This is a genomic window from Streptomyces nogalater (assembly GCF_039532885.1).
GTDB lineage: Bacteria > Actinomycetota > Actinomycetes > Streptomycetales > Streptomycetaceae > Streptomyces > Streptomyces nogalater.
In genome coordinates, this window is record NZ_BAAASM010000006.1 from 273,126 (window position 1) to 286,181 (window position 13,056).

The window sequence follows — 13,056 nt, forward strand, 5'->3', positions numbered from 1 at the left end:
CGCTCTCTTTCCGGGAGCGGGCCCGTGCACGTCGTTAAGGTGAATCCCATGAGCGCACCAGCCCGCTTCGACCGCGGCCACACCGACGACCTGATGTCCTTCCTGGCGGCGAGCCCGTCGCCGTACCACGCCGTGGCGAACACCGCCGAACGGCTGGAGAAGGCGGGCTTCCGGCAGGTCGCGGAGACGGACGCCTGGGACGGGACGCACGGCGGCAAGTACGTGCTGCGCGGCGGCGCGATCGTGGCCTGGTACGTGCCCGAGGGCGCCGAGGCGCACACCCCCTTCCACATCATCGGCGCGCACACCGACTCCCCCAGCCTCAGGGTCAAGCCGCGCCCGGACAGCGGGGCGCACGGCTGGCGCCAGATCGCCGTGGAGATCTACGGCGGCCCGCTGCTCAACTCCTGGCTGGACCGGGACCTGGGCCTGGCCGGCCGGCTGACCCTGCGCGACGGCTCCTTCGTCCTGGTCAACGTGGACCGGCCGCTGCTGCGGGTGCCGCAGCTCGCCATCCACCTGGACCGCACGGTCAACGAGGGGCTCAAACTCGACAAGCAGCGGCACCTCCAGCCGGTGTGGGGCCTCGGCGACGAGGTACGCGACGGCGACCTCATCGCCTTCCTGGAGCAGGAGGCCGCACTGGCAGCGGGCTCGGTGACCGGCTGGGACCTGATGACCCATCCGGTGGAGCCACCGGCCTACCTCGGCCGGGAACGGGAGCTGGTCGCCGGTCCGCGCATGGACAACCTGCTGTCCGTGCACGCCGGCGTCGCCGCCCTCACCGCCGTCGCCGCCTCCGGCGCCCCGCTCACCCGTATCCCGGTGCTGGCCGCGTTCGACCACGAGGAGAACGGCTCCCAGTCGGACACCGGCGCGGACGGCCCGCTGCTCGGCTCCGTGCTGGAGCGCTCGGTGCTCGCGCGCGGCGGGACGTTCGAGGACCGGGCCCGTGCCTTCGCCGCCTCGGTCTGTCTGTCCTCCGACACCGGTCACGCCGTGCACCCCAACTACGCCGAGCGGCACGACCCGACGCACCACCCGCGGGTCAACGGCGGCCCGATCCTCAAGGTCAACGTCAACAACCGCTACGCGACCGACGGTTCGGGCCGCGCGGTGTTCGCCGCGGCCTGCGAGAAGGCGGGCGTGCCCTTCCAGAGCTTCGTGTCGAACAACTCCATGCCGTGCGGCACCACCATCGGCCCGATCACCGCGGCCCGGCACGGCATCCGCACGGTGGACATCGGCGTGGCGATCCTGTCCATGCACAGCGTCCGCGAACTGTGCGGCGCCGACGACCCGTTCCTCCTCGCGAACGCCCTGACGGCCTTCCTGGAGGGCTAGCCGCGACCCCGCCGGGTACCCGGACGACACCGGAGATTCCGGAACCGGAAGGGGAGGCGAGGTCTCATGGGTCTCGGCGGATGCATCATCCTCATCGGCGTGGGGGCCATTCTGACGTTCGCGACCGACTGGCACATGAAGGGCGTCAACGTCACCGTCGTCGGCCTGATCCTGATGGCCGTGGGCCTGATCGGCGTCGCGACGTTCAGCGGGATCGCCCGCCGCCGCCGCGTGGTCGTCCCGCCGACGACACCGGTGGTGGAGGAGGAACCCCACCGCCACCACCGCGTCGACGGCTACAGCGACGGTTACGGCGTCTGACGCGACGCCCTGCCTACTGCTCGTCCATGCCCGCCAGGACGAGCGGCAGGCGGTCCGTCCCGCCCGCTGTGAGGCGGAGCGGGACGCCCCAGTCCTGCTGGTGGACGTGGCAGGCGGGGTATTCGTTGGCGGGGTCGTCATCGCAGGACGCGGCCATCGCCGAGACGTGCAGGACGCCCTCGGGCACGGCCGGGTTCAGTTCCAGCTCGCGGGACAGGTCCGTGTCCGCCCCGTCGCCCTTGAGCAGCAGCTCGGGCGGGGTGGCGGAGACCAGCAGGCGGGTCGAGGGGCCGTAGCGGGTGTCGAGCTTCTGGCCGGCCGGGGCCTGGAAGATCACGTCCAGGCGGAGGCGGCCGGGGGCGACCTCGGTGGCCGCGCGCCGGGTGCGGTGGGCGACCGACTCCACGCGCACCGCCTCCTCCGGCAGCCGCAGCCGGGTCAGCCGGTGCCGGGCCGACTCCACCACCACGATGTCCTCGCCGACGAGGACGGCGTCGCTGGGCTCGCGCAGATCGGTGGCGAGCGTGGTGACCTCCCCGGTGGCGGGGTCGTAGCGGCGCAGGGCGTGGTTGTAGGTGTCGGCGACGGCGACCGAGCCGTCCGGCAGGGCGGTGACGCCGAGCGGGTGCTGGAAGAGGGCCTGCTCCGCGGCGCCGTCCCGGTGGCCGAAGTCGAACAGGCCGGTGCCGACGGCGGTGTGCACGTGCCCGTCGGTGTCCACCCAGCGCAGGGCGCTGGTCTCGGAGTCGGCGAGCCACAGCCGGTCGGCGGTGGCCGCGAGGCCGGAGGGCTGGGCGAACCAGGCCTCGGCGCCGGGGCCGTCCACCAGGCCCTCGTTGGTGGTGCCGGCCGCCACCGCCACCGTCGAGTCGGCCGGGTCGTAGGTCCACAGCTGGTGGACGCCCGCCATCGCGATCCACACCTTGCCGCCGAAGACCGCCACGTCCCACGGGGAGGACAGGTCGACCTCGCGGGCCGGGCCGGAGGTGGCCGAGCCCTGCCACCACTGCCTGCCGGTGCCCGCCAGGGTGGTCACCTCGCCGGTGGCCGTGTCCAGGCGGCGCAGGGCGTGGTTCACGGTGTCGGCGACCACCACCGAGCCGTCGTCCAGCAGGGCGAGGCCCTGCGGCTCGTTGAAGGACGCCTGCTCCGGGCCGCCGTCGGCGAAGCCGCGGGTGCCGGTGCCGATTCGCCGCAGGACCGTCTCGGCGTCCTCGGCCAGCTCCACCAGCTGATGCCGGGTGGTGTCGCTGACCAGGAAGTTCCCCGACGGCAGCAGCAGCGCCTTGCCGGGGAAGCGCAGCGTCGTCGGCTCCGGCTCCGGCGGCACGTAGGGGCCGTCGCCGCGGCGCAGGGTGCCCTTCGCCTCGTGCTCGGCCTCCAGCTCCTCGACCAGCCTCTCGATGGCGTGCGCGTGGCCCTCGCCGGCGTGCTGGGCGACGACGTAGCCCTCGGGGTCGATCACCACGAGGGTGGGCCAGGCGCGCACCGCGTACTGCTTCCAGGTGGCCAGCTCCGGGTCGTCCAGGACCGGGTGTGCCACGCCGTAGCGCTCGACGGCGTCCACGACCGCCTGGTGGTCGGCCTCGTGCACGAACTTCGGCGAGTGCACCCCGATCACCACGACGGTGTCCCGGTGCTTGTCCTCCAGCTCGCGCAGCTCGTCCAGGACGTGCAGGCAGTTGATGCAGCAGAAGGTCCAGAAGTCCAGGACGACTATGCGTCCGCGCAGGTCGGCGAGGGTGTACTGCTGGTCTCCCGTGTTCAGCCAGCCGCCCTTGCCGATCAGCTCGGGGGCGCGTACTCGGGCGCGTCGGGGTGCGGAGTCGGTCATGGATCCAGGGTGCCACCCGGCGCCGACGGACGTTTCGGCGCCTGTGGACAACCCGGCCCGGCGGGGCCCTCCTGTGCCCGCCCGTGCCCGCCTGTGGATAAAGGGGCCGGGACCGATCAGTCCTGGTGGACCACGTTCCGCCCGGGGCCGCCGGAGAGGGTGTCGCGCCCCGGGCCGCCGTAGAGCCGGTCGTTGCCGCTGTTGCCGTAGAGCGTGTCGTCGCCGCTGTTGCCGTACAGGACGTCGTCGCCCTTGCCGCCGTACAGCTCGTCGGCGCCGGTGCCGCCGGTGATCGTGTCCTTGCCGTCGTCGCCGGACAGGGACTGGGACCCGGCGCCGCCGCGCAGCGTGTCGTCGCCCTTGCCGCCCTGCGCGATGTTGCCGCCGCCGGCCGCGTTGATCGTGTCGTTGCCGTCGCCGCCCCAGGCCAGGCCCTCCTTGCCGACCGTGAGGGTGTCGTCGCCCGCGCCACCCGAGACGTAGGCGCCGTCGAGGCGGCCGGAGTCGGTCGCCTTGTCGTCGCCGGCGCCCAGCGAGACCTGGGCGTAGGAGTAGATCTGGTCGGTGGCGTTCTCGTAGGCGAGCGTGTCGTCGCGGTCGCCGAGGTCCACGACCAGGGCGGCGTAGGGATCCTGGCTGTCCACGACGGTGACCGTGCAGGAGACCTTCGTGTGGTCCGCGGCGACGGGATGGCCGCAGGCGTGGCCCGCCTCGACCGGCACCACGTCGTCGATGAGATAGGTGATGCCCGTGCGGTCCGCGGTGAGCGCGGCGGTGACGGTCGCCTTGTTGGCCTGGCCGGGGGCGGCCCGGTAGGTGAGCTGCCAGTCGTAGCCGTTGACCTCGGCGGTGGCCGGCGCCGTGGCGGCGCCGGCCGGGACGGCCAGGGTGAGGGGTGCGGCCAGGGCCGCACCGAGGACCAGGGTCGCCGCCGGAGCGGCGTGGAGCAGCCGGCGGCGGGCGGGACGAGGGAGCATGGCGAACCTCCGGGAGGACGTGCGCGGTCGTGCGCCGTACGCCCCTTCCGACTCGGGTTGCTCCCGTTTGGTTGGGCACCTTCCGCGTCGGCACGGAAAGTTCACCGGTCGGCCGCTTCGCCGTCGGCTGGATTCCGCCGCCCGGTCAGGCGAGGGCGTGGCCCGTCGTCACCTCCACGTGCTCCGGCACCTCCTCGTGCCGGTCGCCCACCGTGAGCGTGCCGGTGGGCTCGAAGAGCAGGATCTCGGTGGGCACGCGCGCGTACGGCTTGTGTTCGGTGCCGCGCGGGACGGTGAACACCGCGCCCCTGTGCAGCACCACCGTGCGCTCGCCGCCCGGCCCGCGCAGGCCTATGTGCAGCTCCCCGGACAGGACCAGGAAGAACTCGTCGGTGTTCTCGTGCACGTGCCAGAGGTGCTCGCCCTCCAGTTTCGCCACGCGCACGTCGTAGTCGTTGACCGTGGTGACGATGCGGGGGCTCCACTGCTGGGTGAAGGAGGCGAGGGCCTCTTCGAGAAGGACCGGTTCGGTGCGTTCCGTGTGTGCCATGCGCTCATCCTGCGGGTGGCCGGACCACCGTACGAGTGCTAGGAATCGCATATGCCGCAAGGATCCTCTCAAGCCCCGCACCGGGTGGTGGTGCTCGTGGACGCGGGCACCAACCCGTTCGAAGTCGGTGTCGCCACCGAGATGTTCGGGCTGCCCCGGCCGGAGCTGGGCCCAGACGGTCCGCGCTACGACGTGACGCTGTGCGCGCCCGCCCCCGAGATCCGGATGAACCACGGCTTCTTCACCATGAGCGGCCTGCCCGGCCTGGAGGCGGTGGACGCGGCCGACACCCTGATCGTGCCCGGCCGCCCGGACAACGTCGTACCGCGCGGACCGGACGTCCTGGCCGCGATCCGCCGCACGCACGCGCGGGGCGCCCGTGTCATCAGCTTCTGCACCGGCGCGTTCGCGCTCGCCGAGGCCGGGCTGCTGGACGGCCGCCGGGCCACCACCCACTGGATGTGGGCCGAGTCCTTCCGGGAGCTCCATCCCGCGGTGCGGCTGGAGCCCGATGTGCTGTTCGTCGACGAGGGCGGGATCCTCACCGCCGCCGGCAGCGCCGCCGCCCTCGACCTCGGACTGCACCTCTGGCGCCGCGACCACGGAGCCGAGGTCGCCAACACCGTCTCCCGCCGCCTGGTCTTCGCCGCCCACCGCGACGGCGGGCAGCGCCAGTTCGTGGAGCGCCCGGTGCCCGAGGTGCCCGACGAGTCCCTCGGCCCGCTGCTGGCGTGGGCGCAGGAACACCTGGGCGAGCCGCTGACCGTCACCGGTCTCGCCGCCCGCGCGGCCGTCTCCCCCGCCACCCTGCACCGCCGGTTCCGCAGCCAGCTGGGCACGACCCCGCTGGCCTGGCTCACCGGGGAGCGGGTGGCGCTGGCCTGCCGGCTGATCGAGCGGGGCGAGGAGCGGCTGGACGTGGTGGCGGCGCGCAGCGGTCTGGGCACGGCGGCCAATCTGCGCGCCCGGCTGCGCCGGGAGACGGGGCTGAGCCCGTCGGCGTACCGCAAGCGGTTCGGCGGGGTGCCGGGAGAGGGGGCCCTGCCCGTATGACGGGTTTGTGACGATCACCCGGCCCCGGGGAAGCATGCTCCGTATGAGATTCCTCGTACGCGACCGGATCCTGGGCATCGGCGACGACTGGTGGATCGAGGACGAGCACGGCCGGAAGGTCTACCTCGTCGACGGCAAGGCCATGCGGCTGCGGGACACCTTCGAGCTGAAGGACACCGAGGGGCGGGTCCTGGTCGACATCCACCAGAAGATGTTCGCGCTGCGCGACACCATGGTGATCGAGCGAGCCGGCGAGGTCCTGGCCCGGATCAGGCGCAAGCGGCTGTCCCTGCTGCGCAACCACTACCGGGTCGCCCTGGTGGACGGCACCGAACTGGACGTCAGCGGCAAGATCCTGGACCGCGAGTTCGCCGTCGAGTACGACGGCGAACTCCTGGCGGTGATCTCCCGCCGCTGGCTGGCCGTTCGCGACACCTACGGCGTGGACGTCGTCCGGGAGGACGCCGACCCGGCGCTGCTGATCGCGGTGGCCGTGTGCGTGATCCACCTCGCCGAGAAGGAGGGCGAGGAGGACTGACCCCGGCCCGGCCCGGGCGGGAGGTGTTCAGCCCCGGTGCCGGGGCGGCTCCAGGCCCAGGACCCGGTCCTTCAGCGCCGGGAACTGCTCGCGGGTCGCGGCCACCTTCGCCGGGTCGAACTCGACCGTGAGGACCTCTTCGCCGGAGCCGGCCTCGGCGAGCACCTCGCCCCACGGATCCACCACGATCGAGTGACCCGCCTGGGGAACCCCGGCGTGGGTCCCGGCCGTTCCGCACGCGAGCACGAACGCCTGGTTCTCCACCGCCCGCGCCCGGGCCAGCAGCGTCCAGTGCGCGCGTCGCCGTTCGGGCCAGCCCGCCGGGATCACCAGCGTCTCGGCGCCGGCGTCGGCCAGTGCGCGGAAGAGTTCGGGGAAACGGAGGTCGTAGCAGGTGGCCACGCCGATCGTGGTGCCGGGCAGCCGGACCGTCACCAGGTCCCGGCCGGCGCCCATCAGCACGGCCTCGCCCTTGTCGAAGCCGAAGCGGTGGATCTTGCGGTAGGCCGCGGCCAGTTCACCGGAGGGGGAGAAGACGAGAGAGGTGTTGTAGAGGGGGCCCTCGGGGTCGCGTTCCGGGATGGAGCCGGCGTGCAGCCACACGCCCGCGTCGCTCGCCGCCTTGGCCATCGCCTCGTACGTCGGCCCTTCCAGCGGCTCGGCCTCGCGGCCGAACTCCTCGTAGGCGAAGGCTCCGGTGGTCCACAGCTCGGGCAGGACGACCAGGTCGGCGCCGTTCTGCTCACGTACCAGAGCGGCCAGGCGCTGCCGCCGGGAGTCGACCGGTTCCCGCTCGTCCACGGCTGCTTGGATCAGCGAGGCGCGCACACTACCACCGTCCTGGGATTCGAGTCGTCCATACGGGCCTACGATCGTCACACGAAAGCACTGCCGGTGTGCCTTCCCGCAGCGTAACTTAGCGTCTCAAGACACCCGCCGAAGTGCAGCCGCCGTCCGCCGGCAACGCCGCCGCAAACCCGCCCGTGTACCGACCGCCGAGGGGTCCCGTTCCGTGAGTCTGCATCCCACTCTCCAGCCCTACGCCGACGCCTGGACGCACTCCATCGAAGCGATATCCGAGATGGCGCAGTCACTCGTCGAGGGCGAGTGGAACCGGCGGACCCCGTGCCCCGGCTGGTCGGTGCGGGACATCGTGTCCCATGTCATCGGCATGGACTGCGAGATGCTCGGCGACCCGCGCCCCATCCACGCCCTGCCGCGCGACCTCTTCCACGTCGCCACCGAGCACCAGCGCTATATGGAGATGCAGGTCGACGTCCGCCGGCACCACACCGCGCCGGAGATGACGGCCGAGCTGGAGTACACGGTCATCCGCCGCAACCGCCAGCTCCGTAACGAGTCCCGTGACCCCGGCACCCTGGTGCGCGGCCCGCTCGGCAAGGAGATCACCCTGGAACAGGCCTACCGCATGCGGGCGTTCGACGTGTGGGTGCACGAGCAGGACCTGCGCACGGCCCTGGGGCGCCCCGGCAACCTGGACTCGCCGGGCGCGTACGTCACCCGGGACGTGCTGCTGGAGGCGCTGCCCAAGGTCGTCGCGCGGGACGCGGGCGCCCCGCGCAGCTCGGCGATCGTGTTCGACGTGCACGGCCCGGTCGAGTTCCTGCGCACCGTCCGCGTCGACATCCAGGGCCGCGGCACCGTGGAGAGTGTCCCCGCGCTCGGCCCGGCCGCCACGCTCACCCTCGACTGGGAGACGTACGTCCGCCTGGCCTGCGGCCGGACCTCCCCCGAGGCGGTGGCGGACCGGGTGAAGACGGAGGGCGACCAGGAGCTGGCGGCGGCGATCCTGCGCCACTTCGCGGTCACGCCGTAGCCCCGGCCGCCGGCCCCCGGCGGGTACGCGCACCGCCGCCATGCGGCTGCGCGGCACGCGCACGGTCATGCGGAACACGCCCGGCTACGCGGGCACGTGCACCGTCTCTATACGGCTGGAGATCAACCGCTCCCGCTCCCGCCGGGCCGCCCGCCCGCGCAGCCTGAGGATCTGGCTCACCCCGAGCGCCTGGAGCACGAACACGGAGCTGAACGCCACGGTGTAGTCGTCCCCGGTCGCGTCCAGCAGCACGCCGACCGCGAACAGCGTGGTCATGGAGGCGATGAAACCGCCCATGTTGGTGATGCCGGACGCCGTGCCCTGCCGCTCGGGCGGATTGGCCGGCCGGGCGAAGTCGAAGCCGAGCATGGACGCCGGCCCGCACGCGCCGAGCACCGCGCACAGCACCAGCAGCAGCCACATCGGGGCGTGCCGGCCGGGGTAGGCCAGGGTCGCCGCCCACAGCAGCGCGGTCGCGCCCACCGTGCCCAGCGCCAGCGGCAGCCGCGCCGCGTGGTGCCGGGCCACGATCTGGCCGTAGACCAGGCCGATCACCATGTTGGACAGCACGACGAGGGTGAGCAGTTCGCCGGCCGTGGCACGGCTGAGGCCCTGCGCCTCGACGAGGAACGGCAGGCCCCACAGCAGCAGGAACACCATCGCCGGGAACTGGGTGGTGAAGTGCACCCACAGGCCCAGCCGGGTGCCGGGCTCCCGCCAGGACGCGGCGATCTGCCCGCGGACGTAGGCGGCGCCCCGGTGCAGGGACGGCTCCGGCTCCTGCCCCTCGGGGTGGTCCTTCAGGAACAGCAGGGTCAGCACCAGGACGACCGCGCCCGCCAGCGCGCTGCCCGCGAACGCCGGGGTCCAGCCGATGCCGTGCAGCAGCCGGGCGAGGACCAGGGTGGAGACCAGGTTGCCCGCCATGCCGACCAGCCCCGCGAGCTGCGCGACCATCGGACCGCGCCGGGCCGAGAACCAGCGGGTGCCCAGCCGCAGCACGCTGATGAAGGTCATCGCGTCGCCGCAGCCCAGCAGGGCCCGGGAGGCGAGCGCGGTGCCGTAGGAAGGGGAGAAGGCGAAGCCCAGCTGCCCGGCGGTGAACAGCAGCGCGCCCATGCTCAGCACCTTCTTGGTGCCGAGCCGGTCGACCAGCAGGCCGACGGGTATCTGCATGCCCGCGTAGACCAGCAACTGGAGTATGGAGAAGGTGGACAGGGCCGAGGCGTTGACGTGGAAGCGGTCGGCCGCGTCCAGCCCGGCCACCCCCAGCGACGTACGGAAGATGACGGCCACGAAGTAGACCGCCACGCCTATGGACCAGACGGCGACCGCCCGCCGGCCGCCCGGGGGGTCGCCCGGAAGGGTGGCACCGCGCACCGTCGCGCTCATCGGACCTCACCCCGCGCCAGGTGCGAGAACCAGCTCACGTGCCGGTGCACGACGCCGACGGCCGCCTCCGCGTCCCCGGAGCGCAGCGCGTTCAGGATCTCCTCGTGCTCGGCGAGCGTCTTGGCGATCCGGTCGGGGTGGGAGTGCATGACGGCGACGCCCATCCGCAGCTGGCGGTCGCGCAGCTGATCGTAGAGCCGGGAGAGGATCTCGTTGCCCCCGCTGCGCACGATCTCGGCGTGGAAGGAACGGTCGGTGACCGCGGCGGCGGCCAGATCACCGGCGGCCGCCTGCGCCTTCTGCCGCTCCAGCAGCTCGGTCAGCCGCTCCAGCAGGCCCGGCGGGGCGGGTACGGCCTTGCGTGCCGCGTGTTCCTCGACCAGCAGCCGGGTCTCCACCACGTCCGCGATCTCCTGCGCGGAGACCGGCAGGACCAGGGCGCCCTTCTTCGGGTAGAGGCGGAGCAGGCCCTCGACCTCCAGCCGCAGCAGCGCCTCCCGCACGGGCGTGCGCGAGACCCCGACGGCCTCGGCCAGCTCGCCCTCGGTGAGCAGGGTGCCGCCCTCGTAGCGGCGGTCGAGCACACCCTGCTTGACGTGGGTGTACACGCGGTCGGCGGCGGGTGGCTGCTTGAGGGACTGGGACGCGGAATGCTCGACGGCCGTTCTCATGCCCACAGGATAGATACAACACGTACGCAAGTGATGGACCGTCCACCATGCGGACCGTCGCGGCCGGGAAGCGCCACTCCCCGGGCAACCGCACAACCTTCTGTGCTACTTACGTGTCACACACATGCGGCCTCTTGTGCACCCACCTCAACTCGGCCGCGCTTCAGGGGCATTCAACACATTCGAGGTACATCAGTTGATTACCGGCATTAAGGGCACCAGCCTCCGCAGGGCCGCCGTCGTCACCGTCACCGCCGGCGCGATGGCCGCCACCGGCGCCCTCACCGCGGCGCCCGCACAGGCCGTCACCGCGCCCTCGATCGTGGCCAAGGGCGGGTACCTCATGAACAACGCCAACAGCTCGACGCTGTACACGAAGAAGGCGGACACCCGGCTCTCCACCGGCTCCACCACCAAGATCATGACCGCCAAGGTCGTGCTCGCCCAGTCGAACCTCAACCTCGACTCCAAGGTCACGATCCAGAAGGCGTACAGCGACTACGTCGTCAAGAACAACGCCTCCCAGGCCCACCTGATCGTCGGCGACCAGGTGACCGTCCGGCAGCTGCTGTACGGCCTGATGCTGCCGTCCGGCTGTGACGCCGCCTACGCGCTCGCCGACAAGTACGGCTCCGGCTCGACCCGGGCGGCGCGCGTGAAGAACTTCATCGGCAAGATGAACACCGCCGCCAAGAACCTGGGCCTGAAGAACACCCACTTCGACTCCTTCGACGGCATCGGCAACGGCAACAACTACTCGACGCCGCGCGACCTGACGAAGATCGCCAGCAGCGCGATGAAGAACTCCACGTTCCGCGCGATCGTCAAGACCAAGACGTACACCGCCAAGACGCGCACCAAGTCGGGCGGCACCCGCACGATGGCCCCCTGGAAGAACACCAACGGGCTGCTCGGCAGCTACAGCGGGACCATCGGCGTGAAGACCGGCTCCGGCCCGGAGGCCAAGTACTGCCTGGTCTTCGCCGCGACCCGGAAGAACAAGACGGTCATCGGCACCGTCCTCGCCTCCTCCTCCATCGCCAACCGCGAGGCGGACGCCAAGAAGCTCCTCAACTACGGCTTCGCCCGCCTCGGCTGACACCGTCTCACTCCCGGGAAGGGGGCCCGCCGCTCACCGCGGCGGGCCCCCTTCTCGCTGTACCCGGTTCCCCGTTGGCACGCATGGTGCTAGTTTCATTAGCACCATGCTGCTGCGTCTGGACACGTCCGACACCCGCCCGCTGCACGAACAGGTCGCCGCGGCGGTCCGGCGGGCCATCGCCGAGGGCGAGTGCCGCGCGGGCGACCGGCTGCCCTCCGCCCGGGACCTCTCCGCGGCTCTGGACATCAACGTCAACACCGTGCTGCGCGGACTGCGCGAGCTGCGGGACGAGGGCCTGCTGGAGTTCCGGCGCGGCCGGGGCATCACCGTCGCCGAGGGAGCGTCCCGGCGCTCCGGCCTCCAGATCCGGGTGCGCGAGCTGGTCGCGGAGGCGTCCCGGCTGGGCTACAGCCGGACCGATGTCATCGACATGATCCGGGGGTTGACATGACGGGTGTGGACACCGGGCCGGTTCCCGGGAGCCGTGCCGCGCGATGGTGGCCGATCGGCACGACGGCGGGCGTCACGGCCGTGCTCGCCGGACTGCCCTGGGCCCTGCGGGACCGGCTGCCCGACCGGCCGGCGACCCACTGGAGCGGCGGCGGCACCCCCGACGGCTCGCTCCCCCTGTGGGCGGCCTGCCTGCTCCCGGCCGGCGTCTGGCTGCTGACCGTCCTCGCGACCAGCGTGCGCCCGCGCCGCTCCGGCCCCGCCGCGCGCTCCTGGCGGGTGATGACACTCGCGCCCACGGGGGCGGTGCTCGTCGGCGCCCAGGTGTCCGTCGTCCGGGCGAACCTGGACCACACCGACTGGCACCAGGCCCGCCAGCCGGCCCTCGGTGTGGTGCTGATCGGCGCGCTCGCGGCGGTCGCCGCGGTGGCCGCCTGGCGGTTCGCCCCACGGCCCGCCGCCGTCCCCACCGCCGCCCCCACGCTGGAGGTGCCCGAGGGCGAACGCCTGGTGTGGTTCTCCCGCACCGCCAACCCCTGGCTACGGCTGCTGGCGGCGGTGACCGGGCTGGTGGCCGTCGTCACGCTGGTCGCCCTGGCCATGGGTCTGGCCGACCCCGCCGGGCTGGGGCCGGTGTGCGCGGTGTCCGCCGTCGCCTCGCTCAGCTGTGCCACGTTCTCCTCGGTCCAGGCGAAGGTGTCGGAGGCGGGCCTGGAGGTGTCGTTCGGCCCGCTCGGCTGGCCCGTGCGCCGCTGGTCCCCGTCCCGCATCGAGTCGGCCCGCGCCGAGCGACGGCTGCCGTCCCAGGTCGGCGGCTGGGGGTACCGGATCAGCGGCCTCGGCACGACGGTCATGCTCCGCGCCGGCGACTGTCTGGTCATCCGGCCCCGGGGCCGCCGCGCCGACTTCGCGGTGAGCGTGGACGACGCGGAACGGGGCGCGGCCCTGCTCAACACGCTCCGCGCCCGGCTGTCCACCGACTGACCG

The 13,056-nt window shown here is 72.6% G+C and carries 14 protein-coding genes; 8 read left to right on the forward strand and 6 right to left on the reverse strand.

Annotated elements, in window-relative coordinates; genetic code table 11:
* The first annotated feature begins 48 nt into the window (after positions 1 to 48).
* Both ABD350_RS06955 and ABD350_RS06960 read left to right on the forward strand, forming a co-directional pair.
* The gene (locus ABD350_RS06955) at positions 49 to 1,344 is read left to right on the forward strand and encodes a M18 family aminopeptidase (RefSeq protein WP_344346879.1); all 1,296 of its coding nucleotides are present in this window, start codon (positions 49 to 51) and stop codon (positions 1,342 to 1,344) included.
* Positions 1,345 to 1,410: 66 nt separating this feature from the next.
* Positions 1,411 to 1,665 carry a hypothetical protein gene (locus ABD350_RS06960; protein ID WP_030609484.1) on the forward strand — a complete coding sequence of 85 codons (255 nt, stop codon included), beginning with the start codon at positions 1,411 to 1,413 and terminating at the stop codon, positions 1,663 to 1,665.
* A 13-nt stretch (positions 1,666 to 1,678) separates the two neighbouring features.
* On the opposite strand, the gene ABD350_RS06965 is transcribed toward ABD350_RS06960, so the two are convergent.
* From ABD350_RS06965 to ABD350_RS06975, 3 genes are all read right to left on the reverse strand, one after another.
* On the reverse strand, positions 1,679 to 3,499 hold the full coding sequence (locus tag ABD350_RS06965) for a thioredoxin-like domain-containing protein (RefSeq protein WP_344346881.1): 1,821 nt from the start codon (positions 3,497 to 3,499) through the stop codon (positions 1,679 to 1,681).
* Positions 3,500 to 3,615: 116 nt separating this feature from the next.
* A complete protein-coding gene (locus ABD350_RS06970; RefSeq protein ID WP_344346882.1) occupies positions 3,616 to 4,476 on the reverse strand; it encodes a calcium-binding protein in 861 nt (286 codons plus the stop codon).
* Positions 4,477 to 4,621: 145 nt separating this feature from the next.
* On the reverse strand, positions 4,622 to 5,026 hold the full coding sequence (locus ABD350_RS06975; RefSeq protein ID WP_344346883.1) for a cupin domain-containing protein: 405 nt from the start codon (positions 5,024 to 5,026) through the stop codon (positions 4,622 to 4,624).
* Between the two features lie 51 nt (positions 5,027 to 5,077).
* Here ABD350_RS06975 and ABD350_RS06980 point away from each other — a divergent pair, with 51 nt between their 5' ends.
* Entirely contained in the window at positions 5,078 to 6,079 is a 1,002-nt protein-coding gene (locus tag ABD350_RS06980; protein ID WP_344346884.1) for a helix-turn-helix domain-containing protein, read from the forward strand.
* 43 nt (positions 6,080 to 6,122) lie between these two features.
* Positions 6,123 to 6,617: an LURP-one-related/scramblase family protein gene (locus tag ABD350_RS06985; RefSeq protein WP_344346885.1), complete on the forward strand. Its 495-nt coding sequence runs from the start codon at positions 6,123 to 6,125 to the stop codon at positions 6,615 to 6,617.
* A 27-nt stretch (positions 6,618 to 6,644) separates the two neighbouring features.
* On the opposite strand, the gene ABD350_RS06990 is transcribed toward ABD350_RS06985, so the two are convergent.
* Positions 6,645 to 7,445 (reverse strand): carbon-nitrogen family hydrolase, encoded by an 801-nt coding sequence (locus ABD350_RS06990; RefSeq protein ID WP_344346886.1) that lies wholly within the window; start codon positions 7,443 to 7,445, stop codon positions 6,645 to 6,647.
* Between the two features lie 184 nt (positions 7,446 to 7,629).
* On the opposite strand from ABD350_RS06990, the gene ABD350_RS06995 reads away from it, so the two are divergent.
* Positions 7,630 to 8,454 (forward strand): maleylpyruvate isomerase family mycothiol-dependent enzyme, encoded by an 825-nt coding sequence (locus tag ABD350_RS06995; RefSeq protein WP_344346888.1) that lies wholly within the window; start codon positions 7,630 to 7,632, stop codon positions 8,452 to 8,454.
* An 84-nt stretch (positions 8,455 to 8,538) separates the two neighbouring features.
* Here the strand turns inward: ABD350_RS06995 and ABD350_RS07000 are convergent, their stop codons facing one another.
* Together ABD350_RS07000 and ABD350_RS07005 are read right to left on the reverse strand one after the other, a co-directional pair.
* Complete coding sequence (locus ABD350_RS07000; protein WP_344346890.1) at positions 8,539 to 9,846, reverse strand: MFS transporter; 1,308 nt, start codon at positions 9,844 to 9,846, stop codon at positions 8,539 to 8,541.
* On the reverse strand, positions 9,843 to 10,517 hold the full coding sequence (locus ABD350_RS07005; protein WP_344346891.1) for a GntR family transcriptional regulator: 675 nt from the start codon (positions 10,515 to 10,517) through the stop codon (positions 9,843 to 9,845). Before ABD350_RS07005 ends, ABD350_RS07000 begins: the two co-directional genes overlap by 4 nt.
* Positions 10,518 to 10,713: 196 nt before the next feature.
* Between ABD350_RS07005 and ABD350_RS07010 the strand changes: the two genes are divergently transcribed.
* The 3 genes from ABD350_RS07010 (at position 10,714) to ABD350_RS07020 (ending at position 13,053) form a co-directional block, all read left to right on the forward strand.
* Positions 10,714 to 11,616, forward strand: a complete 903-nt coding sequence (locus ABD350_RS07010; RefSeq protein WP_344346892.1) for a D-alanyl-D-alanine carboxypeptidase family protein — start codon at positions 10,714 to 10,716, stop codon at positions 11,614 to 11,616.
* Positions 11,617 to 11,722: 106 nt separating this feature from the next.
* Complete coding sequence (locus tag ABD350_RS07015; RefSeq protein WP_030609456.1) at positions 11,723 to 12,070, forward strand: GntR family transcriptional regulator; 348 nt, start codon at positions 11,723 to 11,725, stop codon at positions 12,068 to 12,070.
* Complete coding sequence (locus ABD350_RS07020) at positions 12,067 to 13,053, forward strand: SdpI family protein (RefSeq protein ID WP_344346893.1); 987 nt, start codon at positions 12,067 to 12,069, stop codon at positions 13,051 to 13,053. The genes ABD350_RS07015 and ABD350_RS07020 overlap by 4 nt, the downstream gene beginning before the upstream one ends.
* Positions 13,054 to 13,056: the final 3 nt, after the last annotated feature.

Excerpts from the sequence above, each read along its gene's own strand:
- ABD350_RS07000 (WP_344346890.1), bottom strand. The coding sequence starts at position 9,846 with ATGAGCGCGACGGTGCGCGGTGCCACCCTTCCGGGCGACCCCCCGGGC.
- ABD350_RS07005 (WP_344346891.1), bottom strand. The coding sequence starts at position 10,517 with ATGAGAACGGCCGTCGAGCATTCCGCGTCCCAGTCCCTCAAGCAGCCA.
- ABD350_RS07020 (WP_344346893.1), top strand. The coding sequence starts at position 12,067 with ATGACGGGTGTGGACACCGGGCCGGTTCCCGGGAGCCGTGCCGCGCGA.
- ABD350_RS06985 (WP_344346885.1), top strand. The coding sequence starts at position 6,123 with ATGAGATTCCTCGTACGCGACCGGATCCTGGGCATCGGCGACGACTGG.
- ABD350_RS07015 (WP_030609456.1), top strand. The coding sequence starts at position 11,723 with ATGCTGCTGCGTCTGGACACGTCCGACACCCGCCCGCTGCACGAACAG.
- ABD350_RS06960 (WP_030609484.1), top strand. The coding sequence starts at position 1,411 with ATGGGTCTCGGCGGATGCATCATCCTCATCGGCGTGGGGGCCATTCTG.
- ABD350_RS06980 (WP_344346884.1), top strand. The coding sequence starts at position 5,078 with ATGCCGCAAGGATCCTCTCAAGCCCCGCACCGGGTGGTGGTGCTCGTG.
- ABD350_RS06955 (WP_344346879.1), top strand. The coding sequence starts at position 49 with ATGAGCGCACCAGCCCGCTTCGACCGCGGCCACACCGACGACCTGATG.
- ABD350_RS06975 (WP_344346883.1), bottom strand. The coding sequence starts at position 5,026 with ATGGCACACACGGAACGCACCGAACCGGTCCTTCTCGAAGAGGCCCTC.
- ABD350_RS06965 (WP_344346881.1), bottom strand. The coding sequence starts at position 3,499 with ATGACCGACTCCGCACCCCGACGCGCCCGAGTACGCGCCCCCGAGCTG.
- ABD350_RS06970 (WP_344346882.1), bottom strand. The coding sequence starts at position 4,476 with ATGCTCCCTCGTCCCGCCCGCCGCCGGCTGCTCCACGCCGCTCCGGCG.